We start from the raw sequence: 26,655 nt of genomic DNA on the forward strand, positions 1-26,655 counted from the left end.
CGAATAGTCGCAGGTAATTGCGGAAGCCACCCATAGGGCCACCCGATAGAACAAGGAACAGAAAGAACGTGCAGACACACGAGATCAGGAAGCGCTTCCTTGATCACTTCGTGAAGGCGGGCCATACCGAGGTCCCCAGCGCCTCGGTGATCCTCGACGACCCCAACCTGCTGTTCGTCAACGCCGGCATGGTGCAGTTCGTGCCCTACTTCCTCGGGCAGCGCCGACCGCCCTGGGATCGCGCGGTGAGTGTTCAGAAGTGCATCCGCACCCCGGACATCGACGAGGTCGGCATCACCACCCGTCACAACACCTTCTTCCAGATGGCGGGCAATTTCAGCTTCGGCGACTACTTCAAGAAGGGCGCCATCGAGTTCGCATGGAGCCTGCTGACGAACCCCGTCGAGCAGGGCGGGTACGGCATGGACCCCGAAAGAATCTGGGCGACCGTGTATCTCGATGACGACGAAGCGATCCGGCTGTGGCAGGAAGTCGCCGGACTGCCCCTGGAGCGCATCCAGCGCCGCGGCATGGCCGACAACTACTGGTCGATGGGTATCCCCGGACCGTGCGGGCCCTCATCGGAGATCTACTACGACCGCGGGCCGGAGTACGGCATCGAGGGTGGACCCGAGGCCAACGAGGACCGCTACATCGAGATCTGGAATCTCGTGTTCATGCAGAACGAACGCGGCGAGGGCACATCGAAGGAGAACTTCGAGATCCTCGGCCCGCTGCCGCGCAAGAACATCGACACCGGCATGGGCGTCGAGCGGGTCGCGTGCCTGCTGCAGGATGTCGACAACGTCTACGAGACTGATCTGCTGCGTCCGGTGATCGACCTGGTCGCCGCCGTCGCCCCACGGGGGTACGGCCAAGGCAACCACGGAGACGACGTCCGGTACCGCATCATCGCCGACCACAGTCGTACCGCCGCGATCATCATCGGCGACGGCGTCAGTCCCGGAAACGAGGGCCGCGGCTACGTCCTGCGCCGGTTGCTGCGCAGGATCATCCGCGCGGCGAAGCTGCTGGGCGTCGAGCAACCGATCGTCGCCGAGTTGATGACCACGGTTCGCGACGCGATGGGCCCGTCGTATCCGGAACTGGTCACCGACTTCGATCGCATCCAGCGCATCGCCGTCGCAGAGGAGACCGCCTTCAACCGGACGCTGGCGTCAGGGTCCCGGCTGTTCGACGAGGCGGCCGCCACGACCAAGCGCTCGGGCAAGTCGACCATCTCCGGAACCGATGCATTCACCCTGCACGACACGTACGGCTTCCCGCTGGAACTGACGCTGGAGATGGCCGCCGAAGCCGACCTGAGCGTCGACGAAGAGGGCTTCCGCGGGTTGATGGCCGAGCAGCGCCGGCGCGCCAAGGCAGACGCGGCGGCACGCAAGCAGGCGCACTCCGATCTGTCGGCATACCGCGAACTCGTCGACACTGCCCCCACCGAGTTCACCGGTTTCGACGAGTTGACCACCGAGGCAAGGATTCTCGGCATCTTCGTCGACGGCAAGCGGGTACCCGTCATCGGGCACGGGACGCACGACGCCGACCGCGTGGAACTCGTTCTCGATCGCAGCCCCTTCTACGCGGAGTCCGGCGGGCAGATCGCCGACGAGGGCACGATCACCGGCGCGGGTGCGTCCGCAGCGGCCAAGGCCGCGGTGACCGACGTCCAGAAGATCGCCAAAACCCTGTGGGCACACCGAATCAACGTCGAGTCCGGCGAGTTCGTGGAGGGCGACACTGTGGTGGCCGCCGTCGACCCGAGGTGGCGCCATGGCGCGACCCAGGGGCATTCCGGAACCCACATGGTGCACGCGGCCCTTCGGCAGGTGTTGGGGCCCAACGCCGTTCAGGCAGGATCGCTGAACCGCCCCGGCTATCTGCGGTTCGACTTCAACTGGCAGGGCGCGCTGTCCGAGGACCAGCGGACCCAGATCGAAGAAGTCACCAACGAGGCGGTTGAAGCCAACTTCGAAGTGCACAGTTTCACCACCGATCTGGAGAAGGCCAAGTCGATGGGCGCGATGGCCCTGTTCGGCGAGGCCTACCCCGATGAGGTCCGAGTCGTCGAGATCGGCGGCCCCTTCTCGCTCGAACTCTGCGGCGGCACCCACGTCAACAGCTCGGCACAGATCGGGCCCGTCACGATCCTCGGCGAATCCTCGGTCGGCTCAGGCGTGCGTCGCGTCGAGGCGTACGTCGGGTTGGACTCGTTCCGCCACCTGGCCAAGGAACGCGCCCTGATGGCGGGGCTGGCGTCATCACTGAAGGTGCCGTCGGACGAGGTACCGGCCCGGGTGGCCAACCTCGTCGAACGGCTACGGGCCGCCGAGAAGGAACTCGACCGGATGCGCCTGGCGAACGCGCGCGCCGCGGCCGCGAATGCCGCCGCAGGTGCCGAACGGGTCGGTAAGGTCCACCTCGTGGCACAGCGGATGGCCGGCGGAATGTCGGCGGCGGATCTGCGCACGCTCGTCGGCGACATCAAGGGAAAGCTGGGCGGTGACCCCGCGGTCGTCGCGCTGATCGCCGAAGGCCCGAACGGTGGGGATGACTCCGTGCCGTACGTGGTGGCGGTCAATCCGGCGGCGCAGGATCTGGGACTGAGCGCCAACGATCTGGTGAAGCAGTTGGGCGCGCCGGTGAACGGTCGCGGGGGTGGCAAGGCCGATCTGGCACAGGGCTCCGGTAAAGGTGCGGCGGGGATCGAGGCGGCGTTGGCCGCGTTGCGTGCCGAACTGGACCGGAGCTGACCGCGTGGCGAGCGTCGACGACCGTCAACCCGACCGGCCAGGCCCCACGCTGCAGCCGCCCGACCCAGGACCCGGCCGACGGCTGGGCATCGACGCGGGCAGCGTCCGTATCGGGGTGGCTGTCAGCGATCCGGACGGGATTCTCGCGACACCGGTCGAGACGGTGCTGCGGGATCGCCGCAAGGGCGGCGAGAAGCATGTGCGACGGCTGGCGACGTTGGTTGACGACTTCCACGCGGTCGAAGCGGTGGTCGGGTTGCCGCGCACCCTCGCCGACCGGTCGGGTTCGGCCGCCCAAGACGCGATCGGTCTCGCCGATCAACTGGCGGCACGCATCGCGCCGGTGCCGGTGCGACTGGCCGACGAGCGGCTGACCACCGTTGCGGCGCAGCGGTCGTTGCGGGAGGCCGGGGTGCGGGCCAAGGGACAGCGAAAGATGATCGACCAGGCTGCCGCGGTCGGCATTCTGCAGAATTGGCTGGATCAGCGGCGCGCGGCGTTGGCGGCACATGGTGACTTCAGGGACGAGGTCGGGGATGTCTGACGATTGGGGCCGCGAACGCGTCGAGCCCAGCTGGCACCGGGAACGGGTGGAGCCGATGGCGGTCGGCCCCCCACGGCGCAAAAGGACACGCGCGGACCGGTTGCGGGAAGCACGCGGGCGGCGCAAGCGTCGCATGGCCGGCGGTCTCGCGCTCGGCATCCTGGTCGTCGTCGTCATCGGTGTGGTCTTTCTGGGCTCTAAGCTGTGGCACAACGTGTTCGGCACGAGCAGCGATTTCACCGGCGACGGCGTCAACGATGTGGTGATCCAGGTCCACGACGGGGACTCCACGACCGCGATCGGTAACACCCTCCAGGATGAGAAAGTGGTGGCGAACTCCGCCACCTTCGTCGAGGCGGCCCAGGGAAATGCCGCCATCTCGTCGATCCAGCCCGGCTTTTACAAGGTGCGCACCGAGATCCCGGCCGCCAACGCCGTTGAGCGGCTTGCAGATCCGGCGAACAGGGTTGGCAAGCTGGTGATCCCGGAAGGGCGCCAGCTCGACGACGTTCAGGACGTCAAGACCAACGCCGTCACCGACGGCATCCTCAGCCTGATCTCCAAGGCGACGTGTGTCGACCTCGACGGTCAACGCAACTGTGTCGCCGTGGACGCGCTCAAGCAGATGGCGGGCACGGCGGAACCGTCGGCGCTTTCGGTGCCGGAATGGGCCGTCGGCCCGGTGAACGCGATGGGCACCGACCACCGCCGCCTGGAAGGATTGATCGCGCCCGGCTCGTGGAACATCGATCCGTCCGCGCAGCCGCAGGAGATCCTGTCGACGTTGATGAGCACGAGCGCAGCGCAGTACGAGGCGGGCGGCATCCTCGACACCGCGAAAGCGATGAACATGTCGCCGTATCAGATCCTGACCGTCGGCTCGCTGGTGCAACGCGAAGCCACCCCGGAGGACTTCGCGAAGGTTGCCCGGGTCATCTACAACCGGTTGGCCCAGAACCGCACGCTGGAGTTCGACTCCACGGTGAACTATCCGCTCGACAGGATCGAAGTGGCGACCACCGACGGCGACCGCGGGCAGCTCACGCCGTGGAACACCTACGTGCGGCCGGGTCTTCCTGCGACGCCCATCTGTTCGCCCGGCCAGCCTGCGCTCGCGGCGGCGGAGAACCCGGAGCCGGGAGACTGGCTGTACTTCGTGACCATCGACCTGCAGGGCACCACCCTTTTCACTCGGGACTATCAGCAGCACCTGGCGAACATCGAACTCGCGATGCGCAATGGTGTCCTCGACTCCAATCGGTGACCGCACATGAGGTCGGCTGGCGGCGGTCCTCGTAAGGCCGCGGTGCTCGGGTCACCCATTGCGCATTCCCGATCGCCGCAGCTGCATCTCGCCGCTTATCGAGCGTTGGGGCTGCACGAGTGGACGTACGAGCGGATCGAGTGCACCGCCGAGCAATTGCCCTCCCTGGTGGGCGGTTTCGGCCCCGAGTGGGTGGGAGTGTCGGTGACGATGCCGGGCAAGTTCGCCGCCCTCGAATTCGCCGACGAACGCACGGCACGCGCCGAGTTGGTCGGCTCGGCCAACACCCTGGTGCGGACACCTACCGGATGGCGCGCCGACAACACCGATATCGACGGTGTCACCGGCGCATTGGGTGAGGCGTCGGGCAGAGCGATGGTCTTGGGGGCGGGCGGCACCGCCCCGGCGGTGGTGGTCGGCCTGGCCGCACTGGGTGTCCATCACATCACGGTGGTGGCGCGTAATGCGCAACGGGCAGCCCCGTTCGTCGAACTGGCAACGAAATCCGGTGTCAGGGCGCAATGGTGCGCGATCGATGGCCCGGAGCTGGCGGCACATGTGGCCGGCGTGGACGTCATGGTCAACACCGTGCCCGCAGACGCCGTGGCGCCGTATGTGTCCACGCTGGCGCCTGCGCCCGTGCTGCTCGACGCGATCTACGATCCGTGGCCCACACCGCTGGCCACTGCGGTCGAAGCTGCGGGCGGGCGCGTGATCAGCGGCTTGCAAATGCTGCTGAATCAGGCCTTCGCCCAGGTCGAGCAGTTCACCGGTCAGCCTGCGCCCAAAGATGCGATGAGGGCCGTCCTGGACTGACGCTAGCCTCGAATGAATGGGGGTGGCGGCGGTCGGCGTCTGCGTGCTGACCTGGTTTGCCGGGCTCAGTTGGTTCGACATTCGCGAGCGACGGCTGCCCAATTGGCTGACGGTGCCCGGCGCCCTCGCGATCCTGATGTGCGCTGCGGCAACGGGGCGTGGGGCACCTGCGCTGGCCGGCGCGGTATCGCTTTTCGCGATCTACCTCGCCATGCATCTGATCGCCCCGGCGGCCATGGGTGCCGGCGACGTCAAGCTCGCGATCGGTATCGGGGGACTGACGGGTGCTTTGGGTGTCGATGTGTGGTCGCTCGCCGCAGTCGCGGCGCCGCTGCTGACGGCTGGTATGGCTGTCATCGTCCGGATCGTGAGCGCGGAACGGGCTGTGCCGCACGGCCCCTCGATGTGTGTGGCCGCGGCCGCGGCCGCCGCTCTCGTCCTGTTGTGATCCGAAACCCTTGCATACTCGCGGTATGTTATTGCATACTATGGGTATGCAAATGATGAAGCTCGATCTCAAGGCGATCTCGGAGAGATATTTCGCCGCGTGGGCGGCCCACGATCCGGAAGCGATCGTGGCCCTGCACACGGCCGACACCCAGTTCTGGATGCACATGGGTGGTGACCCCGTCGTCGGCCGCGACGCGGTGCGCAGCACCTTCGCCGAAATCTTCGCCCAATTCCCAGATCTCACGTGGGAGACCCACCGGGTGCTGTTCGGCGACGACCATTGGATCCTCGACTGGGCACTGATATCGGGTGACATCCGATTCGACTGCCTCGACGTCGTGAACGTTTCGCCGGACGGGCTCGTCGCGCGCAAGGACACCTTCGTCGACGGTGTGCAACTGAACGCCGCCCTCGCGGTGGTGGCCCCGTGACCGCCGCGACGCCGGTCGATCAGTTGCCGTTGATCGACGCCCTACCGGTTGAGCACCTGTTCGACATGCACGTTGATCTTCAACCAGCACAACCGATTACGACGCCCGTCGGTGCCAGGATGACGTTCATCACGACGGGCGGCGTCATCGACGGGCCGAAACTGCGCGGGGAGATCTTGCCCGGCGGGGGAGATTGGCTGATCGTCGGGAGCGACGGAGTCGGACGCGTCGACGTCCGCGCCACGCTCAAGACGCATGATGGCGTGCTGATCCACTTTGAGGCGCGCGGAGTCATCAACGTGCCCGCGGATGGACTCGATCGGCTGGCCGCCGGTGACGTGCTGGGGTTCGACGAGACGTATGTGCGGACCACGCCGACGTTCGAGACCGCCGACGAGCGCTATGGCTGGCTGTCGGGACTGGTCACCGTCGGCTACAACGTCCTATCTCGCAACCACATCGACTACCGCATCTATCGGGTGCTGTGACCCGGCTTGATGTTCGACTATGGTCGGCCCGTGGCAAGAGGGCTGGCCAGACGCACGCAGGCGGAGCGCACCGAGGCGACCACCGCCGCGCTCGTTGACGCCGCGCGCGAACTGTTCGCCCGAGAGGGCTACGACGCGATATCCCTTGACGCGGTCGCGGCTCGCGCGGGGGTGACGAAAGGTGCCGTGTATCACCATTTCGCCGGCAAGCGCCAGTTGTTCGAAGCCGTGTTCAGCCGCGAAATCGAACGCATGACGGCTCCGCTGGTGGCGGCGTACTCGCGCAAGAAGGACCCGTGGGATGCGTTCAAGGCGGCGAGCGCCGCGTTCCTCGACGAGTGTCTGGACCCTGCGGTACAGCGCATCGTCCTGGTGGATGCGCCCGCGGCGATCGGCTGGGATGGAATCCGCCGGCTGGAGGCCCCCCTGCTGGACTTGATGGAGCTCGCGATATCTCGTGCCGTCGATGCCGGCCGTATCGGACGGAGACCGCCGGCCCCGCTCGCCCACTTCCTCTTCGGCGCAATCTGCGAGGTGGCGATGATCGTCGCCCGGGCCGATGATCAGAAGATCGCGCAACGTCAGGCCGTCGCTGAAATCGGTCGCGTCCTGGACAGCCTCGCCACCACCTCACGGCAGCGGTAAACCAGGCCCGCCGCTAGTGGTCGTCTCCGTTGGCGATCATCGGATTGGTCAACAGGTGGTGGTCGTCGACCACCTTGGTCAGCGCGGTGACCCCAGTGGTCGTAGTACTCCCAGTCGCCACGCTCATTCTCCGGCGTGTTCTCCCACCGGCCGATCGTTTCGATCAGGCTCTGCTGGAAATCGCTCCACTCGTAATGACCGAACTCCGAGAGCGCCAGCGCCAGCCCGAAGGCGCGCCGCTGCCATTCGTGCTCGAACTGTGGGGCCGCCTGGTCGGTCGTGCACGTCTCGTGCAGCGTCATGACACCGGTCCCGCCAGCGCCACGCCCATCATGGATTCCGTCGTCACGAGGTCCATCAACATCTCATCGGTGAAATCGTCGGTGCCGGAAGGGCGTTCGGGAATGACGAACCACCGTGAGTGCCCGCTGCTGTCCCACACCTTGATCTCGGTGTCGGCGGGCAGGTCGACGCCGATCTCGCCGAGCACCTTGCGCGGCTCGCGTGCGGCCCGGGACCGGAACACCGGATCCTTGTACCAGTAAGGCGGCAGACCGAGCACCGGCCAGGGGAAGCACGAGCAGAGTGTGCAGATGATGAGGTTGTGGATTCCAGGAGTGTTCGCAACGGCCTGCAGGTGCTCACCTTCGGCGCCCGCCATGCCGTCGGGCAGGTCCAGTTCGGCGATCGCGGACGGGGTGTCGACGACGACGCGAGCGGCGAAGTCGGGATCCGTCCAGGCCTTCACCACGATCTTGCGCCCGTTGAGCGGTGTCATCTCCGACTCGAAGTAGGAAAGGACCTTGTCGACGGTCTGTCCGGTGATCACGCCCTTTTCGATCAGAAGTGATTCCAGCGCAGCGACTTTGGCGGCGCTCGCGGCCTCGCGGTCCGGGGGGTAGGCGAACTGGTCGCTCATTGGACTCCTTCCAGGTATGCCTCGAACAGCTCGGCGTAGATGGTGAGCGCTCCGGGTTCGGCGCGTTCGCCGAAGAGTTCGTCGGGACTGAACGCGACGATGTAGATCGGCATCGGATCGCCGATGCCGTCTCCGGTGTGGACGAAATAGCCGTAGTCGCCTTCGAATATCCGCTCGATGGTGCCCTCGCGTTTCCGTAGATAGCCCGGTAGGCGGGTGTGGGCGGCTGCGGGCACATTGGTGATCCGGACGCGGTCACCGACGGCGAACTTCGGATGGGCGACGTCGCGGCGGGGGCTATCGCCCTTGCGCAGGTATTCGACTACCTGATCGTCGATCGCAGCTTCCGGCTCCGGAGCGGCCGGTGCCTTCTCGGCCGCCAATTCGGCTTGCCGCGAAGACAACTCGTCCTCGGTGACATAGCCCTGATCGATGAAGAACTGGGTGATACCGCCCAGCCACTTCTCGTAGTAGCGGAACTTGAAATAGTCGAACGGATTCATCGCCTCCGCGCCGGTGCGCAGACTCGCCCAGGTCCACTCGTCTTTGAACGATGTCGGCACGTCGTCGATCGGATACTGCGGCAACGCCGCCCCGAGATGATTGGACAACCCCATCATCGCCACGTGAATGCCGAAGATCCGTTGCTCCCAGTCCTCGACGAACACGCGCTTCTCGAGGTTCAAAGGTTCGGGGAGTCCTTCGAGGCCTCCGAGATAGTGCTGCAGTTTCATTGCGCCGGGCTGCCTTCCTTCGCGGGTTCACGGGTGAGGACGTTCGCGACGTATTCGGACAGCAGCCCGAACGACGCACCGAGTAGGCAGGCCATGGCCGCAACCAGCCCCGGATGCGAAATGGACGTCACGGTGATCGTGTTGCCGGTTCCGGCGACCGTCGACACGGTGCTCGCGAATCCGACGACGACCGCGGGTGTCGTCGACAGCAGCGGCACCCATGACGCCTGGACCATCACGGCGCTGCCGACGCCGACGGCGAGTGCGGTCATCCAGAGGCTGCCGCCCATCAGGTGCGCGGCGTACAAGCTTGCCGATGCGATCAGCACCCCGACGAGGTTGCTCGACAGTGATCGCACCCATCCGGTGACGCCGCCGCCGACGAAGAAGAACGACGCCCACGTCAGGAAGACCACCCAAATCGGGACGGTGATGACCTCCGCGGTCAGGGCCACCGCCAGCCCGCCCAACACCCCGATGCTCAGCGTCAACGCGGATCTTGAATCCATGAAAGTAGGTTCGCGCGGTGCTGTTTCCCACGCGTATCGCCCACGTTGCGATTTACACGCGCAAACACCCGCTCAGCGCCGGTATCGGCGTGGAAATCGCGGGCAGTGAGCTATGGGAAGATGGGACGCGTGTTGCGATGGACTACAGCTGGTGAATCCCACGGCCGCGCTCTGGTGGCCGTCGTCGAAGGCATGATCGCCGGCATCCACGTGACCTCCGACGACATCGCGGGCCAGCTGGCCAGGCGCCGGCTGGGCTACGGCCGCGGCGCGCGGATGAAGTTCGAAAAAGACCAGGTCACGATGCTCGCCGGGGTCCGGCACGGCGTCACGCTCGGCGGTCCGATCGCCATCGAGATCGGCAACACCGAATGGCCCAAGTGGGAAACCGTGATGGCGGCCGATCCGGTCGACCCCGCCGAACTGGAAAACAGCGCCCGCAACGAGCCGCTGACCCGTCCGCGGCCCGGCCACGCCGACTACGCAGGCATGCTGAAGTACGGCTTCGACGACGCTCGGCCCGTCCTGGAACGGGCCAGCGCACGCGAGACGGCCGCCCGCGTGGCCGCCGGCACCTTCGCCCGGGCATTGCTTCGCGAGACCCTGGGCGTCGAGGTGCTATCGCATGTGATCTCGATCGGCGCCTCGAAGCCCTATGACGGGCCGCCGCCGCAGTTCTCCGATCTGACCGGGATCGACGAGAGTCCCGTGCGCGCGTTCGACAAGGACGCCGAGGAGTCCATGATCGCCGAGATCGAGGCGGCCAAGAAGGACGGTGACACACTCGGGGGAATCGTCGAGGTGGTCGTCCACGGGCTGCCCGTCGGCCTGGGCTCCTTCACCAGCGGTGACAACCGCCTCGACAGCCAACTGGCCGGCGCGGTCATGGGCATCCAGGCAATCAAGGGCGTGGAGATCGGCGACGGCTTCGAGACCGCGCGCCGCCGCGGCAGTGTGGCCCACGACGAGATGTACCCCGGCGCCGACGGTGTGATGCGCTCGACCAATCGGGCCGGCGGCCTCGAAGGCGGGATGACGAACGGGCAGCCGCTGCGGGTGCGAGCCGCGATGAAGCCGATCTCGACCGTGCCGCGGGCGCTCGCCACAGTCGACATGGCGACGGGTGACGAGGCCGTCGCCATCCACCAGCGTTCCGACGTGTGTGCGGTGCCCGCGGCCGGTGTCGTCGTCGAGACCATGGTGGCGCTGGTGTTGGCGCGGGCGACGCTGGAGAAGTTCGGTGGCGACTCGCTGTCGGAGACGCGTTCCAACGTCGACAGCTACCTGCGTGCGGTGCGCACGCGGGGAATGCTGCAGGACGCCGAGCGCGAACCGTCCTCGCAGCCGGTTCAGGCGTCGGGCTGATGGCTCCTAGAGCGGTGCTGATCGGGTTGCCCGGGTCGGGCAAGTCGACCATCGGCCGTCGGCTGGCCAAGGCACTCGATCTCGCGCTGCTGGACACCGACGTCGCCATCGAGGAGACCACCGGCCGCACCATCGCCGACATCTTCGCCACCGACGGCGAGGCTGAGTTCCGTCGCATCGAAGAGGACGTGATCCGGTCGGCGCTCCAAACCCACGACGGTGTGCTGTCACTTGGCGGCGGCGCGGTCACCACCGCCGGGGTGCGCGAGGCGCTGGCCGGTCACACGGTCATCTATCTAGAGATCAACGCCGCGGAGGGAGTGCGCCGCACCAACGGCCCCACGGTGCGGCCGCTGTTGGCCGGTGGAGACCGTGGTGAGAAGTTCAAAGCGCTTATGCAGCAGCGAGTCCCGCTCTATCGACGGGTCGCGACCATTCGGGTCAACACCAACCGTCGCAACCCGGGCGCGGTCGTGCGCTACATCGTGGAGCGGCTGGAGAATTCCGAGACGTCGCGACAGCACCGGCGCCGGCGTCGTCCACCATGGCGTCGCAGTCCCACGACGCTGACACCGGCCCCGACAACCGAGGCGCCCCCGTCGCCTGCGGAACTGGCGGCCAAGAGAGCTGCGGGTCCCCATGAGTGAACCGATAACCGTCGACGTGCACGTCGATCCGCCGTATCCCGTGATCATCGGGACCGGGCTGCTCGGCGAGCTGGAACGCACCCTGGCGGGACGGCACAAGGTCGCCATCCTGCACCAGCCGACGCTCGCTCAGACCGCGGAGGTCATCCGGAAAGCTTTGGCGGACAACGGAACCGACGCACATCGAATCGAGATCCCCGACGCCGAGAAGGGAAAGGATCTACCGGTTCTGGGGTTCATCTGGGAAGTGCTTGGTCGCATCGGCGTCGGCCGTAGGGACGCGATCGTCAGCCTCGGCGGGGGAGCGGCCACCGACGTCGCCGGCTTCGCCGCGGCGACGTGGTTGCGCGGCATCGACATCGTGCACGTGCCCACCACTCTGCTCGGCATGGTCGACGCCGCGGTCGGCGGCAAGACCGGTATCAACACCGATGCCGGAAAAAACCTCGTCGGTGCGTTCCATCAGCCCGCCGCGGTGATCGTCGACATCGCCACGCTGGAAACGTTGCCGCGCAACGAACTCGTCGCTGGAATGGCCGAGATCGTCAAAGCGGGTTTCATTGCGGACCCGGTCATTCTCGATCTGATCGAGGCCGATCCCGGGGCCGCCGTCGATCCGACCGGCACCGTGCTCCCCGAGCTGATCCGGCGTGCGGTCGCCGTCAAAGCCGAGGTCGTCGCCGCCGACGAGAAGGAGTCGCAGCTGCGCGAGATCCTCAACTACGGCCATACGCTCGCTCACGCGATCGAGCGACGGGAGCGCTACAAATGGCGCCACGGCGCAGCGGTATCGGTGGGTCTGGTGTTCGCCGCCGAGCTCGGCCGGCTGGCCGGCCGCCTGGACGACGACACCGCCGACCGGCACAAGTCCGTGCTGACGGCGCTGGGTCTACCCGTCGAATATGATCCCGACGCGCTGCCTCAGCTGCTGGAATACATGGCAGGCGACAAGAAGACCCGCGCCGGTGTGTTGCGTTTCGTCGTGCTCGACGGACTTGGCAAGCCGGGTCGCCTGGAGGGGCCGGATCCGTCGCTCCTCGCGGCCGCCTATTCGGTGATCGGAAAGGGGGAGCAGCAGTGAGCGAAACACAGGCCACGCCGCCGCCGGCGAAGACCGTCCTCGTGCTCAACGGGCCCAACCTCGGCAGGCTCGGCCGCCGCGAGCCGGAGAAGTACGGAAACACCACCCACGAACAATTGGTCGCGCAGATCGAAAGCGAAGCCGAGGACCTCGGTCTGAAAGCGGTTGTGCGACAGAGTGACTCCGAGTCAGAGCTGCTCAATTTCGTCCACGCGGCGGCCGACGCGGGGGATCCGGTCATTCTGAATGCCGGTGCGCTGACGCACACATCGATTGCCCTCCGTGATGCGTGCGCGGAGCTGCGGGCGCCGCTGATCGAGGTACACATCACGAATGTGCACACCCGCGAGGAGTTCCGGCACCATTCCTACATCAGCGCCGTCGCGACGGGAGTGATCGCCGGATTGGGTGTTCAGGGATACCTGGCGGCGCTGCGCTTCATCGCCGGCGCCACGTAGGCCGAGTCATCGCCGCGAGCTGAAGCGTCCTGCCCGCTGCGCGGCGAGCCGGACGGGGGCATTGTCGCTGCCATAGCCGTCGTAATTGGCGCGTCGCTCGACGAACTCGAAGAAGACCGAACCGACCGTGCGGGTGTAGAAGTGGATGAATTCGCCGTCGGGGCTTCGGTCGTAGAGCAGGTCGAGTTCGCGCAGCGCTGCGACCGCATCGGCGGCCACGCCGAAACGGCCTGCGACATAGTCGTAGTAGTTGTCGGGAACCGACAGGAACGGCAACCCACGCGCACGGGCGCGGCGTGCCACCGCGAAGACGTCAGAGCATGCGAAGGCGATGTGCTGGGGCATGCCGGAGTCGTCCAGCACTTGCGGGGCGACGTTGAGGGGCAATCGAACCGCGCCGTCGACGGTGCGCATGACTTGGCTGCGCACCAACCCGGTGGGTGCGGCCACCTCGGTCGGCACTTCGGCGGTGAGCCCGAAGATGCTCGTCAAGAAGAGCACCGCTTCGTCGGCGGTCTGCCAGGGTTGTGAAAAGTTCACGTGGTCGATGGCACGCACCGTCGTGTCGGTGTCGAGTGGCATGCCGCCCTCGAACTCGTCGACCCACGCCGGTGACAGCCCAGTCGGTGGCGCGGTGACCCAGAAGATCTCGGACCCGTCTGGCGCGATGGCGCCGCCCATCGGCTGCTCAGAGGCGTACGTGCGGCGGTAGGCCGGCGCGGCCATCAGGTCCTCCGCCCGCCGCGTGGTCGCATCGGCATCGGGCACCTGGAGGCCGATGGCGGCGACCTGCGGGTCCAGATCCCGCGCCTGCTGCTCGTTGAGGATGACGCGCGCATCGCCTGCGACCCAGAGGGATACCGGTTTGGTCCGGTGGCGGCCACGCGGGGTGAAACCGAGCTGTTCCAGCAGGACTTCGATCTCGGTGGTGTCCTCGGCCTTCAGCTCGACGAAGTCAAAGCCATTGGGAGGCTTGGCATCTGTGACCGAACGCAAGCGCGTGGTATCCGCCGCGGTCACCTTCGTGGCCAGCTTGTCCTGAAGCCACACCAGCGAACGAAGTGCGTGCACCGCGGTCCGATCGGGGTCGGTCTGGCGGAACGTGTCGTTGAAGACCTCCAACGACAGCGGTCCGTCGTATCCGGCCGCCAGCACACGCGATACGAAGGTCGTGAGATCGAAGTCGCCTTCGCCGGGGAAAAGCCGGTGGTGCCGGCTCCAGGACAGCACGTCCATGGACAACGCCGGCGCGTCGGCAAGCTGCAGATAGAAGATCTTGTGGCCGGGGATGCTCTCGATCGCCGCGGTGTCGTGACCGCGGGACAGGACGTGGAAGCTGTCCAGACACAGTCCGACCGCCGGGTGGTCGGTCAGCTCAACGATGCGCCAGGCGCGGCGGTAGTCGTCGACGAAACGCCCCCATGCCAGCGCCTCGAACGCGACCTTGATGTCCAATGTCTGCGCCAGGTCACCCAATCGGCGGAGTTGGTCCGCGGAGCATTCGTCGGAGTCGACGGTGGCGGTGGCGACATTGCTGCACACCAGAACCGTCTCGATGCCCAACCGTCGCGCCGTGACGAAGGTGGCTTCGGCGCGACGGAGGTTCTCGGCGAACGTCGCCTCGTCGACGCCCTCGATATCGCGCAGCGGCTGGTAGAGATCGAGCGACAGGCCCAGGCGCCGGGCCAGACTCCGGATCTCCTCGGGACTGTGATCGCTGGCGATGAGGTCGGGTTCGAAGATCTCCACACCGTCGAGTCCGGCCTCCGCGCAGGCATGCAATTTCTCGGTGAGCGAGCCGCTGATCGAGACGGTGGCGATGGACGTCTTCATGGTGCCTCCATTCGAGGCTAATGTACCAATTAGTTAATTAGTATGGAAGAGGTTCCGCTGAATGCGGCGCACGTGCAAGTAAGCTGCCGAAGGTGACCGCCGAGTCCCGCCCGGAGCTGCAGCGCGATGCCGAACGTACGCGTGCGGAGTTGCTCGCGGTCGCGACGGAGGTTTTCGCCGAGTCCGGCTACTCGGGCGCCCGCGTGGACGACATCGCCGAGCGCACCCGTACGACCAAGCGGATGATCTACTACTACTTCGGCGGTAAAGAACAGCTCTACATGGCGGTGCTGGAGAATGCTTACCGCGGCATTCGAGAAGCCGAGCAACGACTGCAGGTCGACCACGTGGATCCGGTCGTGGCGATGCGCAGACTGGCCGAGCTGACCTTCGATCATCACCTCGATCACCAGGCGTTTATCCGGCTGGTGTCGATCGAGAACATTCACCGCGGCCAGTTCATCAGTCGCCTCGATTCGCTGCGCTCGCTCGCGCAGCCGGCCACCTCGCTGCTTGACCAGATCCTGGCCAGGGGCCACGCGCAGGGCGTCTTCCGCGACGACGTGGACGCCCTCGACGTCCATCTGGTCATCAGCGCGTATTGCGTTTTTCAGGTCGCCAACCGATACACGTTCGGGTTCCTCTTCGACGTCGACTTCACCGAGGTCGGGCAGCGTGCGCATCTGCGCCGCATGATCGGCGACGTCGTCGTCGGCTGGCTGACCGCTCGCTGATCGGCGAGCTGCCTCACATCTGAGCCTTGACGAGACGCGCACCACAGTGTTCTACTCGACGTACGTACTAGTTAGTACATTAATCAGGACGGTGCACTGTGAGTTCCAGCCCATATCTCGTCGGCCTCGTCGGTCAGGGCGTCGGCCCGTCGCTGACACCGGCGCTGCACATGGCCGAGGCGCGCGCGAACGGCCTCGACTACGTGTACCGGACCGTCGATCTGACGACCTCCGGTATCGCGCCCGAACGCATCGGCGAGGTTCTGGAGTGGGCCCGCGCGCTCGGCTACAACGCGCTCAACGTCACCCATCCCTGTAAGCGGTTGGTGATCGAGCACCTCGACGCACTCGACGACGGCGCCGCTGCACTCGGAGCTGTCAACACCGTGGTGTTCGAGCCGCACCGCACGGTCGGCTACAACACCGACGCTCCTGGCTTCGGCACCGGCTTCGGTGAGGGTTTGCCCGGTGCCGCCACGGACAGCGTCACCCTCGTCGGCGCGGGCGGGGCAGGTGCCGCGGTGGGACACGCGCTCCTCGATATCGGCACTGAGCATCTGGTCATCGTCGATCTCGACGTCGAGCGAGCCACCGCCCTGGCTCGCGAGTTGGCGAACAGACACCCCGGTGCACGCGTGGAGGCATCGGAGTTCGACAAGCTGTCGGTGCTGCTGCCGGTGAGCGACGGCGTCGTGCACTGCACACCGACGGGAATGGCCGACCATCCGGGCCTGCCGTTCGATGCGGGACTGCTGCACCCCGGGCTGTGGGTCGCCGATGTCGTCTATCGGCCGCTGAACACCGCGCTGCTGACGGCCGCGCGTGAGGTCGGCTGCCAAACGCTCGACGGTGGCCACATGGCCGTGCACCAGGCCACTACCGCGTTCGAGCTGATCACCGGAATCACCCCGGACGCCGCTCGTATGTCACGTCATTTCCGAAGCCTTGTCGGTGAATTCCCGACGGTCAGCACCACTTCAGAAGGAAACTAGGAGGAACCCATGAGCGTCATCGACAGCAACGCACCCGATGGGGTGCCCGCGGGCGCGCCTGAACGCACGCCGAAAAAGGCCGCGCTGGCCAGCTTCATGGGCAGCGCCGTCGAGTACTACGACTTCTTCGTCTTCGGTTTCGTTGCGGCGCTGGTCTTTCCGAAGATCTTTTTCCCCGAGGGAAACGAGACGGTCGCCCTGGCCCAGTCTTTCGCCACGCTCGGGGTCGCCTACATCGCGCGGCCGGTGGGGGCGTTCGTGATCGGGCACTTCGGCGACCGGATCGGACGCCGGAACGTGTTGATGTTCACGTTGCTCCTCATGGGCGCGTCGACCTTCGCGATCGGCTGTCTGCCCACGTATGCGTCGGTCGGAGTGCTCGCACCCATACTCCTGGTGACGTGCCGCCTGCTCCAAGGGTTCTCGGCCGCAGGCGAACAGGCCGGTGCAAGTTCGCTGACGCTCGAGCATTCACCCGATAACCAGCGGGCCTTCTTCACCTCGTGGACTCTCACGGGCACACAGGGCGGCTTGATTTTGGCCTCGCTCGTGGTGATCCCCATCGTGGCGCTGCCCGACGATGACCTGCTCTCGTGGGGTTGGCGGGTCCCGTTCTGGCTCAGCGCCGTTGTGGTGGTGGTCGCCTACTTCATCCGTCGCCGACTGCACGAGACGCCGGAATTCACCGAGGCCAAAGCCGCAGGCAGCATCGCCCGGATGCCGCTGAAGCCGCTGATGCGAGATCACTGGCGCGACGTTCTGCGGGTGATCTTCTGCGCCTTCATCGCCGCCGTCTCGACGGTGTTCGCCAACCTCGCCATCGCCTACGGCAAGAAGATGGGCCTGAACGCGGACGAAACGCTGTGGCTGGTGGTCGTCGCGAACATCGTGGCACTCGGCACTCAGCCGATGTTCGGAAAGCTCGCCGACCGCATCGGGCGCAAGCCGGTGTTCATCTACGGTGCGCTGTCCTCCGCGGCGCTGATGCCCCTCTATCTGCTCTCGATGAGCGGTGGCAACGACGTGCTGATGTTCGCGTTGGCGATAGCCACCTTCTCGTTCGGCTACGCCGCAGCCAACGCGGTCTGGCCGGCGTTCTATGGCGAGATGTTCTCCACGAAGGTCCGTTTCTCCGGACTCGCGATCGGCACCCAATTAGGTTTCCTGGTGGCGGGTTTCGCGCCCGCGATCGTCACCGCACTCGGTGGTGTGAGTGAAGGCGGCTGGGTGGCGACGAGCATCTTCACCGCGGTGGTCTGCCTCATCGCCAGTGCTGCCGCGCTGACGGCGCGGGAAACCAAGGACGTGCCGACCGCCCTGCTGGGCACCAAGGTTCCCGATTCGGCGCGGCAACTCGTCGATCACTGAGAGTGCTGTCATGGCGCCCTGTGGGTCAGCGGGCGGGCGAAGCTGGGCGGGAATGTCACAGCAAGCGGCCGATGCCGCGCGCGGCGACCTGCAGGGCGCCGAGCAGTCGCTGCCGATCACGTTTGAGGTTCGGCACGACGACGCCTATCGCCGCCGCCACGGTGCCGTCCGACGCACGGACCACGGGAACGGCCAGCGAACACGCACCGAGCGACATCTCCTCGTTCGTCGTCGCCACCCCGTCTCGGCGGACGCGCTCGAGCTGCCCCGCGAGGACGGGTTGAGCGACAATCGTGAACGGAGTGACACGGGTCAGGCTGGCAAACACTTGATCCTGAATTTCCTTCGGCGCATGCGCGAGCAGGACCTTCCCGACCCCGGTGCAGTGCATGGGCAGCTTGCTCCCGGCGCTGCTGACGATCGGCACGGACGTGCGGCCCATCATCCGCTCGAGGTAGAGCACCTCTGCGCCTTCGCGAATCGCCAGGTGCGCCGTGGCCATGGTCGCCGCGTAGACGTCGTGCAGAAAAGGCTCGGCAACCTGGCGCAACTTGCCCTCGACGGGCGCCAGCAGACCTGCGCTCCACAACAACCTGCCGACCTCGAAGCGACCGTCTGTCCGGCGCTCGAGCGCACCGCCGGTCACCAGTTCGGCGGCGAGCCGGTGCGTGGTGGGCAACGGCAGGCCCGCGCGCTGAGCAAGCTCCGAGAGGGCCAGGCTGCGGTGCTGCTCGTCGAACGCGGCGATGATCGACAGCAAACGTGCAGCAACGGTCACTCCGGGTGTCGAGGTGTTGCCTGCCATTCTCTGATCCTTCCGCTGAGCGGAATTCTAGTCTTCACGACAACTGAAAGGGAGGGATAGTGTGCGCATCATGACAGCTACGCCCACCGCCAACTCGGACAGCGCCTCGGCGAGTCAGGCCGAGGTGAGCAGCGAGATCGCCGCGATCGAGTCGGCCTATCAGCGGTCGGGTGTCGAGGAGACGCAGCCGCGACTCGACTACCCGCCGTACCGGAGCAGCGTGCTGCGCCACCCGACGAAGGACCTGCATCACGTCGATCCCGAAGGCGTCGAGTTGTGGACACCGTGCTTCGGTGCGCGTGACGTCCATCCGCTCGAATCCGATTTGACGATCCAGCACACTGGCGCGCCCATCGGCGAACGAATCGTGGTGACAGGCCGGATCGTCGACGGCGACGGGCGGGCAGTGCGCGGCCAACTGGTGGAGATCTGGCAGGCCAACGCGGGCGGGCGCTATATCCACAAGCGCGACCAGCATCCTTCGCCGATCGACCCGAACTTCACCGGCGTAGGCCGTTGCCTCACCGACGACGACGGCAACTACCGATTCACCACCATCAAACCCGGACCCTATCCGTGGAAGAACCACCACAACGCGTGGCGGCCTGCCCACATCCACTTCTCCTTATTCGGAACCGAATTCACGCAGCGCATGATCACCCAGATGTACTTCCCCGGTGATCCGCTGTTCGCCCTCGACCCCATCTATCAGTCCATCACCGATCAGAAGGCGCGCGATCGGTTGGTCGCCATCTATGACCACGACGTGACCACCCATGAGTGGGCGACCGGCTACCGGTGGGACATCGTGCTGACCGGATCGAGCCGGACGCCCGTCGACGAAGGAGCCGATCGCTGATGTCGACACTGCTGACCGCGACGCCGGGACAGACAGTCGGACCGTTCTACGGCTATGCACTGCCGTTCGAACGGTGCAACGAGCTTGTGCCGCCTGGGTCGCCCGGCGCCATCCAGTTCCACGGCCTGGTAACCGACGGGGCCGGCAACCCGGTTCCCGATGCGCTGCTGGAGATCTGGCAGGCCGACGCCGACGGCGAGATTCCCTCCGCCACCGGGTCGTTGCGCCGCGACGGCTGGACGTTCACCGGCTGGGGCCGCGCCGCCACCGATGATGCGGGCCGCTACAGCTTTTCCACCGTGCTGCCCGGTGCGTCCGCTCCGGGCTCGGCACCGTTCATTCTCGTCACGGTGTTTGCCCGCGGACTGCTGAATCGCCTGTTCACCCGCGCGTACCTGCCCGGTGATCGGCTCGCGAACGATCCACTGCTGAGTTCGCTTCCCGCGCATCGCCGTCAGACCCTGATCGCGACTCGCGACGATACGGGTCTGAAGTTCGACATCAACCTCCAAGGCGATGACGGCGAGACCGTTTTCCTCAGTTATCCGGGGCATCGCCCGTGACCGACCTGTTCTGGCCCGGCGACCATCGCGCCGGAAATCTGATGAGCGATCGCGCGTTGCTGGACGCGATGGTCGCGGTCGAACACGCGTGGTTGGATGCGCTCGTCGATGCCGACATCGCGCCGCAGTCGGCGCGGACCGATCTCCGTGGGTTTGTCGCCGAGGACGACCTCGAGCCACTCGCGCGCGACGCCGATGTCGACGGCAACCCGGTCGGCGCGTTGGTTGCGCTGTTGCGGGCCCGCGCGGCCCAGCCAGCCGCGCAGTGGCTACATCGGGGTTTGACGAGCCAGGACGTCGTCGACACCGCGCTGATGGTTTGCATCCGAGATGTACTCGCTCGCCTCCGCGAGGAACTCGTCGATCAGCTGCGAACGTTATCGCACCTCGCCGAGAAGCACCGTGCCACACCGATGCTCGCGAGGACACTCACACAGGCCGCGCTGCCGAGCACCGCGGGCGTCAAATTGGCCCGGTGGTTGTGCGCGGTGCTGGATGCCGCGGAACCGCTGGCTGAATTGAGGGTGCCGGTCCAGGTCGGGGGTGCCGTGGGAACCTTGGCCGCCGCCGTTGAGCTGAGCGGATCGGCGGAAAATGCGATTCGACTGGGCGACTCGGTGGCAAGCGCGCTGGGACTGGCTCCGGCGCCACCATGGCACACCTCGCGATCTGCAATCACCCGGATCGGCGATGGGCTGGTCGGCTGTTGCGACGCGTGGGGATACATCGCCAGCGATGTCGCGACGAGCAGCCGGCCCGAGATCGGTGAGCTGGCCGAGACGGGCGGGGGCAAGTCTTCGACCATGCCCCACAAGAACAATCCGGTGCGCTCGGTCCTGATCCGCCGTACCGCGATGACGGCACCGTCGCTGGCCGCCACGCTGCACACCGCATCGGCGATGTCCGTCGACGAACGCTCCGACGGCGCATGGCATGCCGAATGGGCCACCCTGCGGACGTTGGCGCGGCGCACCGTCGTCGCCGCCGCCCACACGACCGAACTCCTCGCCGGACTGCAGATCGACGCGACCCGCGCGACCGCGAATCTGGCCGCCGCCGGCGACGGCGTGCTAGCCGAGCAGCAGACCATGGCGGCCTTGACCGGACATGCTCCGGCAGCGGAATACGTCGGCGCTGCCGAACAGCTCGTCGACTCCGCGCTGCAACGGGCCAGTCACTACCTCAAGGACGTGCCATGAGTACCCCGCGCATCGTCGCCACCGAGTTCGGCGGACCGGACACCGCCCCGCTGCTGCTTCTCGGGCCATCACTGGGCACCTCTGCCACCACCTTGTGGAGCCGGGCCGCAGCCCAATTGACTGACAAATGGCGCGTCGTCGGCTGGGACCTTCCAGGACATGGCCGCGGCGACATCACCGACGCCTTCACCCTTGCCGAACTCGCCGCAGGCGTCCTGGCGCTTGCCGACCAGTTCACCCGTGAGACATTCCATTACGCAGGTGATTCGGTCGGAGGCTGCGTCGGCCTGCAACTGTTGTTGGATGCCCCGCACCGTGTTGCGTCGGCCACCCTGCTGTGCACAGGCGCGGTGATCGGCACCCCGGATGCGTGGGCCGAACGCGCTGAAACCGTCCGCGCATCGGGAACCGAGAACCTGATCGCCGCCGCGATGCAGCGGTGGTTCCCCAACGGCTTCGCGGAGCGCGATTCCGCCACCAGCTCGGCTCTGCTCGATGCTCTGCGTAGCGCCGACTCCGGCTCCTACGCCCAGGTGTGTGAGGCATTGGGTGGATTCGACGTCACCGACCGGCTGGCAGAGATCAGCACACCGGTCCTCGCTGTCGCGGGCAGTCAGGATATTGCCACTCCGCCGGATCACCTGCAGCGCATAGCCTCCGGCGTCAAGGACGGGCGTTTGGTCGTGTTGGAAGGGGTGGGACATCTCGCGCCCGCCGAGGTGCCGGAAAGAGTCGCGCAGCTGATCACCGAACACGCACGCGCGGCGACCGCGCCGATTCCGGTCACCACCGACGAGGTGTACGCCGGTGGGCTTGCGGTTCGGCGTGAGGTCCTCGGTGACGCACACGTCGACCGGGCCATTGCGGCAACGACCGAATTCACCGCCGACTTTCAGCGGTTCATCACCGAATATGCCTGGGGCGCAATCTGGACGCGGCCGGGCCTGGACCGCCGCAGCCGGTCGCTGATCACACTGACAGCGTTGGTGGCGCGTGGACACCACGAGGAACTCAAGATGCATCTGCTCGCCGCCCGGCGCAACGGGCTGTCCGACGACGAGATCAAGGAGCTGCTGATGCAGACCGCGATCTACTGCGGCGTGCCGGATGCCAACACCGCCTTCCGGATCGCCGCTGACGTACTGCCGGGCTTCGACATTGACAAGGGGGAGAGGGCGTGAGCCGCACCGAGATCTGCGATGTAGCGGAGCAAGCCGTCGCCGGCATCAGTGATGGATCAACAGTTCTCGTCGGCGGATTCGGGATGGCGGGCATGCCGACCACACTGATCGACGCACTCATTCAACAGGGCGCGACCGACCTCACCATCGTCAGCAACAACGCGGGCAACGGCGACACCGGCCTGGCCGCGCTGCTCGCCGCCGGTCGCGTCACCAAGGTCATCTGCTCGTTTCCCCGACAGGCGGATTCGTATGTCTTCGACGAGCTGTACCGCGCCGGCAAGGTTGCGCTCGAGGTGGTTCCGCAGGGAAACCTGGCAGAGCGGATCAGGGCGGCGGGTGCGGGGATCGGCGCGTTCTTCTGCCCAACCGGCGTCGGCACGCCCCTTGCTGAAGGGAAGGAGACCCGAACCATCGACGGCAGAGATTACGTACTGGAATATCCGATTCGGGGCGACGTCGCGCTGATCGGCGCCCATATCGGCGACCGGGCGGGGAATTTGTTGTACCGCAAGACTGCTCGCAATTTCGGTCCGGTGATGGCGACCGCGGCGTCGCTCACCATCGCCGAGGTGTCCCGGGTGGTCGAAGCGGGATCGATCGATCCTGAAGTCGTCGTCACCCCCGGAATCTTCGTAGACCGCATCCTCGACCTTTCGGCCGACCGACGTATGAGGGAGGAGGCGTCGTGATGCTCCACGTCCCAAGTCGTACCATCACCGTCGAGCATCTGGATCGCGGTCCGCTCGACCGCCGCGAACTGGCGGCGGTCATCGCCCGCGATATCCCGTCCGGTTCATACGTCAACCTCGGGATCGGACAACCTACGACGGTCGCCGAATACTTGTCGCCGGAGGCAGGTGTGGTGCTGCACACCGAGAACGGCATGCTCGGCATGGGCGGCGAAGCGGTCGGTGATGAGATCGACGCGGATCTGACGAATGCGGGCAAGGTGCCGGTCACCGAAACCCCTGGCGCATCGTACTTTCATCACGCCGACTCGTTTGCGATGATGCGCGGCGGCCATCTCGACGTATGCGTGCTCGGTGCATTTCAGGTCAGTCAGGACGGCGATCTGGCCAATTGGCACACCGGTGCGGCCGACGCCATTCCGGCGGTCGGTGGCGCCATGGATTTGGCCATCGGCGCGAAAAGTGTGTTCGTCATGATGAATTTGTTCGCCAAGGACGGCAAGCCGAAGCTGGTGCCGCAGTGCACCTATCCGCTCACCGGCACCAGGTGCGTCAGCCGCGTCTACACCGACCACGCGGTGTTCGCGATCGACTCCGGTGATAACGGCGGCATACGTGTGTTGGAGACATTCGGGTCCACCGTCGAGGCGCTGGCCGAACGAATGTCGGTGCCGCTCAACTAACGTCGCGGCGCTGCTTCGGCTCGAGCTCCTCGGATGGAGACCCGCTCGTCGGTGCTGGCCACCGAGTAGCAGATTGCTGTCGCGACGATCGTGGGCAGCACGAACGTCAAGGTCAGGACGAACGCGATCAGACCGGCGGCCGGATCTGTCAACCAGGGCTTGGGGATTCGGGCGAGGCTGACCGCCAGCCAGGACGCGCCGATCGCCAGAATCACCGTGGCAATGGTGGCGACCTTGATCGAGCGGAGTGCCAGACGGGTCGGTGCGCCGCTGTCGGCCAACGATCTGCGCAGCGTCTTGGTCCGGACGTACACAAGCACGAAATCCGAGATGATGACCAGCGCGGCAGTCGCGATGATGATGCCGGTGACCCAGATCTCGGGCCTGCGGCCGTACATGAAACGCAAATAGTCGACGGCGGTTTCGGAGAGGATCAGCGTCGTCGTCATGGCCGCCGCGAACGTCAGCCAGCCACCCAGATCGGCGAGAAAGCAGTAGGCGCCGACGTCCTCGGGGTCTTGTTCGGACACCCTGTTGACCGCATGACTTGCGAGCATCCAGCCCAGTCCGCCGAACAGGGCCGTCGCGCCCGCCGCGAGCATTCCCGTCGACACTGCACCCTGCGTCCACGCGATCGCGCAGATGCCGCGCGCATCGCCCTCGGCAGGCACCTGGCTGCCGGTGATCAGGCTGAACAGGAAGCTGGACAGCATCAGGATCAGCACCGCGGAGGAGAACAGTGCGAGCGTGTGAATGCTCTCGCGGCTCTTCTTGTCCATCAGCAGAGCGATCGCGGTGATCAGGAAGCCACCGAGCACGCCTGCGAATTGGGAGTGCGAGGCCGCCGACGACAGCACGCTCCATTGATCGGACGTGCAGAATTCGTCCGGATTCACGATCGACTTGAGGAGCTCAGGTCGTCAGACGGCGCTAGGACTAGTTGTCGCGACGGGTCTCGACCGTCTCGTACTCCCCGGTGCGCTCGCCCTCGGGCTGGTTGACGGCGGCGAACACGTCGGTGTCAGCGCGCTCGTCGTCTCCGGAACGGTGCCGGGTGACCGGGGGTGCGTTGCGGTCGACGAGCCAGCGGCCGATGGTGACGCCAAGGAGGGCCACCAGGAACACGAGCAAGGCGGTGAACGCCGCGAAGGTGGTGAGCTCGTTGATCAGCCCCTCGACGTAGAGGGACTTGTAGAAGAGGTGGATGAACCACGCGACGGCGCCGCTGACGATGCCGGCGAACAGGCCGGCCAGCAGCCACGTCATGGACAGGTCGCCGCGGCGGTCCGGATCGGGATTGGCGCGGGCGTCCGCGCGGCCGTCAGCCAGGCCCCACACGAACACGATGACGGCGTAGATGATCACCAGAATGAGGCTGATCAGCCCGGCCCTGGTCTCCCACGCGTTGATCATCGCTCCCTGCAGCAATCGCACGATCACCATCAGGGCCGCGAACACCAGTCCGCGCAGCAACCACTTACTCATGAGGCCACACCTTAGCGAGTAGGTTCAACAACCGTGACTATTTCACAGCGTCGGGACCGGCTGCGTGAGCGACTGGTCGCCGACGACCTGGACGCCATGCTGGTATCGGACCTGGTCAACGTCCGATATCTGTCCGGCTTCACGGGATCCAACGCAGCTCTGCTGATACGCGCGGAGGACCCGACACCGGTGCTGGCCACCGACGGGCGCTACCGCACCCAGGCCGCGCAACAGGCGCCCGACTCCGAACTCGTCATCGAACGGGCCTGCGGGCCGCACCTGGTTGCGCGCGCGGCGGCCGACGGACTGTCCCGCGTCGGCTTCGAAAGTCATGTGGTGACCGTCGACATGTTCAGCGTGCTCGGCAAGGCTGCGGGAGACCGGACCGAACTGGTCCGGGCTTCGGGAACGGTGGAGGCGTTACGCGAGGTCAAGGACGCCGGCGAGATCGCGCTGTTGCGGTTGGCCTGTGAGGCCGCCGATGCGGCGCTGCACGATCTCGTCGAGCGGGGTGGGCTGCGTCCGGGCCGTACCGAGAAAGAGGTCGGCCGCGAACTCGAGGCGCTGATGCTGGATCACGGCGCCGACGGCAGGTCGTTCGAAACCATCGTGGCCGCCGGGCCGAACTCCGCAATCCCGCACCATCGGCCGACCGACGCGGTGCTGGCCGCGGGGGACTTCGTCAAGATCGACTTCGGGGCGCTGGTGTGCGGCTACCACTCCGACATGACCCGGACCTTCGTGTTGTCGCAGGCCGCCCAGTGGCAGCTCGACCTCTACGAACTGGTGGCGGCCGCGCAGCGGGCCGGCCGAGAGGCGCTCGCGCCCGGGGTCACGCTCTCCGATGTCGACGCGGCGTCGCGACAGATCATCGCCGACGCAGGTTATGCCGAGAACTTCGGTCATGGATTGGGGCACGGCGTCGGTTTGCAGATACACGAAGCGCCGGGTATCAGCGCGTCATCCGCCGGTACACTCCTTGCTGGCTCCGCGGTGACCGTGGAACCCGGTGTCTATCTGCCAGACCGCGGCGGCGTCCGAATCGAGGACACGCTTGTCGTCGGCAGTGACTCACACCCGAACCCTGACTTGCTCACCCGGTTCCCCAAGGAACTGGCGATCCTCTGAACAGGAGAACAATC

The 26,655-nt window shown here is 66.3% G+C and carries 28 protein-coding genes and 2 pseudogenes; 22 read left to right on the forward strand and 8 right to left on the reverse strand.

The window, feature by feature from the left end:
* The first annotated feature begins 68 nt into the window (after positions 1–68).
* Genes alaS through M1248_RS22675 form a run of 8 tightly spaced genes read left to right on the forward strand, consistent with a single transcriptional unit; the run spans position 69 to position 7,406 of the window.
* Entirely contained in the window at positions 69–2,768 is a 2,700-nt protein-coding gene (gene alaS, locus M1248_RS22640; protein WP_163727178.1) for an alanine--tRNA ligase, read from the forward strand.
* 4 nt (positions 2,769–2,772) lie between these two features.
* The gene (ruvX, locus tag M1248_RS22645; protein WP_317149789.1) at positions 2,773–3,312 is read left to right on the forward strand and encodes a Holliday junction resolvase RuvX; all 540 of its coding nucleotides are present in this window, start codon (positions 2,773–2,775) and stop codon (positions 3,310–3,312) included.
* On the forward strand, positions 3,305–4,576 hold the full coding sequence (locus tag M1248_RS22650; RefSeq protein WP_317149790.1) for an endolytic transglycosylase MltG: 1,272 nt from the start codon (positions 3,305–3,307) through the stop codon (positions 4,574–4,576). The genes ruvX and M1248_RS22650 overlap by 8 nt, the downstream gene beginning before the upstream one ends.
* A 6-nt stretch (positions 4,577–4,582) precedes the next feature.
* On the forward strand, positions 4,583–5,392 hold the full coding sequence (locus tag M1248_RS22655; protein ID WP_317149791.1) for a shikimate dehydrogenase: 810 nt from the start codon (positions 4,583–4,585) through the stop codon (positions 5,390–5,392).
* 16 nt (positions 5,393–5,408) lie between these two features.
* The gene (locus M1248_RS22660; RefSeq protein ID WP_163727194.1) at positions 5,409–5,840 is read left to right on the forward strand and encodes a prepilin peptidase; all 432 of its coding nucleotides are present in this window, start codon (positions 5,409–5,411) and stop codon (positions 5,838–5,840) included.
* A 25-nt stretch (positions 5,841–5,865) separates the two neighbouring features.
* Positions 5,866–6,273 carry a nuclear transport factor 2 family protein gene (locus M1248_RS22665; RefSeq protein WP_317149792.1) on the forward strand — a complete coding sequence of 136 codons (408 nt, stop codon included), beginning with the start codon at positions 5,866–5,868 and terminating at the stop codon, positions 6,271–6,273.
* The gene (locus M1248_RS22670; protein ID WP_317149793.1) at positions 6,270–6,761 is read left to right on the forward strand and encodes a DUF3237 domain-containing protein; all 492 of its coding nucleotides are present in this window, start codon (positions 6,270–6,272) and stop codon (positions 6,759–6,761) included. Before M1248_RS22665 ends, M1248_RS22670 begins: the two co-directional genes overlap by 4 nt.
* A gap of 30 nt (positions 6,762–6,791) precedes the next feature.
* On the forward strand, positions 6,792–7,406 hold the full coding sequence (locus tag M1248_RS22675; protein WP_232076086.1) for a TetR/AcrR family transcriptional regulator: 615 nt from the start codon (positions 6,792–6,794) through the stop codon (positions 7,404–7,406).
* 13 nt (positions 7,407–7,419) lie between these two features.
* Here M1248_RS22675 and M1248_RS22680 read toward each other — a convergent pair.
* The 4 genes and pseudogenes from M1248_RS22680 to M1248_RS22695 form a co-directional block, all read right to left on the reverse strand.
* Positions 7,420–7,708, reverse strand: a pseudogene (locus M1248_RS22680) (nitrile hydratase accessory protein).
* Positions 7,705–8,325 carry a nitrile hydratase subunit alpha gene (gene nthA / locus M1248_RS22685; protein WP_163727205.1) on the reverse strand — a complete coding sequence of 207 codons (621 nt, stop codon included), beginning with the start codon at positions 8,323–8,325 and terminating at the stop codon, positions 7,705–7,707. Before nthA ends, M1248_RS22680 begins: the two are co-directional and overlap by 4 nt.
* On the reverse strand, positions 8,322–9,059 hold the full coding sequence (gene nthB, locus M1248_RS22690) for a nitrile hydratase subunit beta (RefSeq protein ID WP_163727207.1): 738 nt from the start codon (positions 9,057–9,059) through the stop codon (positions 8,322–8,324). The genes nthA and nthB overlap by 4 nt, the downstream gene beginning before the upstream one ends.
* A complete protein-coding gene (locus M1248_RS22695; protein WP_163727210.1) occupies positions 9,056–9,568 on the reverse strand; it encodes a DUF1097 domain-containing protein in 513 nt (170 codons plus the stop codon). Before M1248_RS22695 ends, nthB begins: the two co-directional genes overlap by 4 nt.
* Positions 9,569–9,697: 129 nt before the next feature.
* On the opposite strand from M1248_RS22695, the gene aroC reads away from it, so the two are divergent.
* The 4 genes and pseudogenes from aroC (at position 9,698) to aroQ (ending at position 13,119) form a co-directional block, all read left to right on the forward strand.
* Positions 9,698–10,933 (forward strand): chorismate synthase, encoded by a 1,236-nt coding sequence (gene aroC / locus M1248_RS22700; protein WP_317149794.1) that lies wholly within the window; start codon positions 9,698–9,700, stop codon positions 10,931–10,933.
* Positions 10,933–11,433: pseudogene (locus tag M1248_RS22705) on the forward strand (shikimate kinase); the annotation flags it as partial. The gene aroC and the pseudogene M1248_RS22705, both read left to right, overlap by 1 nt.
* Before the next feature lie 139 nt (positions 11,434–11,572).
* Positions 11,573–12,661 (forward strand): 3-dehydroquinate synthase, encoded by a 1,089-nt coding sequence (gene aroB / locus M1248_RS22710; RefSeq protein ID WP_163727217.1) that lies wholly within the window; start codon positions 11,573–11,575, stop codon positions 12,659–12,661.
* On the forward strand, positions 12,658–13,119 hold the full coding sequence (gene aroQ, locus M1248_RS22715) for a type II 3-dehydroquinate dehydratase (RefSeq protein ID WP_163727220.1): 462 nt from the start codon (positions 12,658–12,660) through the stop codon (positions 13,117–13,119). Before aroB ends, aroQ begins: the two co-directional genes overlap by 4 nt.
* 6 nt (positions 13,120–13,125) lie before the next feature.
* Here aroQ and M1248_RS22720 read toward each other — a convergent pair whose 3' ends face one another.
* The gene (locus M1248_RS22720) at positions 13,126–14,952 is read right to left on the reverse strand and encodes a bifunctional sugar phosphate isomerase/epimerase/4-hydroxyphenylpyruvate dioxygenase family protein (RefSeq protein ID WP_317149795.1); all 1,827 of its coding nucleotides are present in this window, start codon (positions 14,950–14,952) and stop codon (positions 13,126–13,128) included.
* A 92-nt stretch (positions 14,953–15,044) separates the two neighbouring features.
* On the opposite strand from M1248_RS22720, the gene M1248_RS22725 reads away from it, so the two are divergent.
* The 3 genes from M1248_RS22725 to M1248_RS22735 all read left to right on the forward strand — a co-directional run bounded on the left by M1248_RS22725 (position 15,045) and on the right by M1248_RS22735 (position 18,046).
* The gene (locus tag M1248_RS22725) at positions 15,045–15,686 is read left to right on the forward strand and encodes a TetR/AcrR family transcriptional regulator (protein WP_163727225.1); all 642 of its coding nucleotides are present in this window, start codon (positions 15,045–15,047) and stop codon (positions 15,684–15,686) included.
* A gap of 98 nt (positions 15,687–15,784) precedes the next feature.
* Entirely contained in the window at positions 15,785–16,678 is an 894-nt protein-coding gene (locus M1248_RS22730; protein ID WP_163727228.1) for a shikimate dehydrogenase, read from the forward strand.
* A 9-nt stretch (positions 16,679–16,687) separates the two neighbouring features.
* Positions 16,688–18,046, forward strand: coding sequence for an MFS transporter (locus M1248_RS22735; protein ID WP_317149796.1), 1,359 nt, complete (start codon positions 16,688–16,690; stop codon positions 18,044–18,046).
* Positions 18,047–18,101: 55 nt separating this feature from the next.
* Here M1248_RS22735 and M1248_RS22740 read toward each other — a convergent pair whose 3' ends face one another.
* Positions 18,102–18,851, reverse strand: coding sequence for an IclR family transcriptional regulator (locus M1248_RS22740; protein WP_163727233.1), 750 nt, complete (start codon positions 18,849–18,851; stop codon positions 18,102–18,104).
* A gap of 70 nt (positions 18,852–18,921) precedes the next feature.
* Here M1248_RS22740 and pcaH point away from each other — a divergent pair, with 70 nt between their 5' ends.
* From pcaH to M1248_RS22770, 6 genes are read left to right on the forward strand one after another with little or no spacing between them, the layout of a single operon-like run.
* Positions 18,922–19,710, forward strand: coding sequence for a protocatechuate 3,4-dioxygenase subunit beta (gene pcaH, locus M1248_RS22745; RefSeq protein ID WP_163727236.1), 789 nt, complete (start codon positions 18,922–18,924; stop codon positions 19,708–19,710).
* A complete protein-coding gene (gene pcaG / locus M1248_RS22750; RefSeq protein ID WP_317149797.1) occupies positions 19,710–20,273 on the forward strand; it encodes a protocatechuate 3,4-dioxygenase subunit alpha in 564 nt (187 codons plus the stop codon). Before pcaH ends, pcaG begins: the two co-directional genes overlap by 1 nt.
* Complete coding sequence (locus M1248_RS22755) at positions 20,270–21,472, forward strand: lyase family protein (protein WP_317149798.1); 1,203 nt, start codon at positions 20,270–20,272, stop codon at positions 21,470–21,472. Before pcaG ends, M1248_RS22755 begins: the two co-directional genes overlap by 4 nt.
* Positions 21,469–22,653 carry a 4-carboxymuconolactone decarboxylase gene (gene pcaC / locus M1248_RS22760; protein ID WP_317149799.1) on the forward strand — a complete coding sequence of 395 codons (1,185 nt, stop codon included), beginning with the start codon at positions 21,469–21,471 and terminating at the stop codon, positions 22,651–22,653. The genes M1248_RS22755 and pcaC overlap by 4 nt, the downstream gene beginning before the upstream one ends.
* Positions 22,650–23,345 carry a 3-oxoacid CoA-transferase subunit A gene (locus tag M1248_RS22765; RefSeq protein ID WP_317149800.1) on the forward strand — a complete coding sequence of 232 codons (696 nt, stop codon included), beginning with the start codon at positions 22,650–22,652 and terminating at the stop codon, positions 23,343–23,345. The genes pcaC and M1248_RS22765 overlap by 4 nt, the downstream gene beginning before the upstream one ends.
* Complete coding sequence (locus M1248_RS22770; protein ID WP_317149823.1) at positions 23,345–24,028, forward strand: 3-oxoacid CoA-transferase subunit B; 684 nt, start codon at positions 23,345–23,347, stop codon at positions 24,026–24,028. Before M1248_RS22765 ends, M1248_RS22770 begins: the two co-directional genes overlap by 1 nt.
* On the opposite strand, the gene M1248_RS22775 is transcribed toward M1248_RS22770, so the two are convergent.
* Together M1248_RS22775 and M1248_RS22780 are read right to left on the reverse strand one after the other, a co-directional pair.
* A complete protein-coding gene (locus tag M1248_RS22775; RefSeq protein WP_163727257.1) occupies positions 24,025–24,924 on the reverse strand; it encodes a hypothetical protein in 900 nt (299 codons plus the stop codon). The two genes, M1248_RS22770 and M1248_RS22775, sit on opposite strands and share 4 nt — an antisense overlap.
* 40 nt (positions 24,925–24,964) lie before the next feature.
* The gene (locus M1248_RS22780; RefSeq protein WP_163727260.1) at positions 24,965–25,513 is read right to left on the reverse strand and encodes a B-4DMT family transporter; all 549 of its coding nucleotides are present in this window, start codon (positions 25,511–25,513) and stop codon (positions 24,965–24,967) included.
* 33 nt (positions 25,514–25,546) lie between these two features.
* Between M1248_RS22780 and M1248_RS22785 the strand changes: the two genes are divergently transcribed.
* Positions 25,547–26,641, forward strand: coding sequence for a M24 family metallopeptidase (locus M1248_RS22785; RefSeq protein ID WP_163727263.1), 1,095 nt, complete (start codon positions 25,547–25,549; stop codon positions 26,639–26,641).
* Positions 26,642–26,655: the final 14 nt, after the last annotated feature.

The organism is Mycobacterium sp. 29Ha, from assembly GCF_032883055.1.
In the GTDB taxonomy this organism is placed as follows: domain Bacteria; phylum Actinomycetota; class Actinomycetes; order Mycobacteriales; family Mycobacteriaceae; genus Mycobacterium; species Mycobacterium gallinarum.

Coding starts and splice junctions, on each gene's coding strand:
- M1248_RS22780 (WP_163727260.1), bottom strand. CDS start 25,513: ATGAGTAAGTGGTTGCTGCGCGGACTGGTGTTCGCGGCCCTGATGGTG.
- M1248_RS22770 (WP_317149823.1), top strand. CDS start 23,345: ATGCTCCACGTCCCAAGTCGTACCATCACCGTCGAGCATCTGGATCGC.
- M1248_RS22720 (WP_317149795.1), bottom strand. CDS start 14,952: ATGAAGACGTCCATCGCCACCGTCTCGATCAGCGGCTCGCTCACCGAG.
- M1248_RS22695 (WP_163727210.1), bottom strand. CDS start 9,568: ATGGATTCAAGATCCGCGTTGACGCTGAGCATCGGGGTGTTGGGCGGG.
- pcaC (WP_317149799.1), top strand. CDS start 21,469: ATGAGTACCCCGCGCATCGTCGCCACCGAGTTCGGCGGACCGGACACC.
- M1248_RS22655 (WP_317149791.1), top strand. CDS start 4,583: ATGAGGTCGGCTGGCGGCGGTCCTCGTAAGGCCGCGGTGCTCGGGTCA.
- nthB (WP_163727207.1), bottom strand. CDS start 9,059: ATGAAACTGCAGCACTATCTCGGAGGCCTCGAAGGACTCCCCGAACCT.
- M1248_RS22660 (WP_163727194.1), top strand. CDS start 5,409: ATGGGGGTGGCGGCGGTCGGCGTCTGCGTGCTGACCTGGTTTGCCGGG.
- pcaG (WP_317149797.1), top strand. CDS start 19,710: ATGTCGACACTGCTGACCGCGACGCCGGGACAGACAGTCGGACCGTTC.
- M1248_RS22650 (WP_317149790.1), top strand. CDS start 3,305: ATGTCTGACGATTGGGGCCGCGAACGCGTCGAGCCCAGCTGGCACCGG.
- pcaH (WP_163727236.1), top strand. CDS start 18,922: ATGACAGCTACGCCCACCGCCAACTCGGACAGCGCCTCGGCGAGTCAG.
- M1248_RS22735 (WP_317149796.1), top strand. CDS start 16,688: ATGAGCGTCATCGACAGCAACGCACCCGATGGGGTGCCCGCGGGCGCG.
- M1248_RS22665 (WP_317149792.1), top strand. CDS start 5,866: ATGTTATTGCATACTATGGGTATGCAAATGATGAAGCTCGATCTCAAG.
- M1248_RS22740 (WP_163727233.1), bottom strand. CDS start 18,851: ATGGCAGGCAACACCTCGACACCCGGAGTGACCGTTGCTGCACGTTTG.
- aroB (WP_163727217.1), top strand. CDS start 11,573: ATGAGTGAACCGATAACCGTCGACGTGCACGTCGATCCGCCGTATCCC.
- nthA (WP_163727205.1), bottom strand. CDS start 8,325: ATGAGCGACCAGTTCGCCTACCCCCCGGACCGCGAGGCCGCGAGCGCC.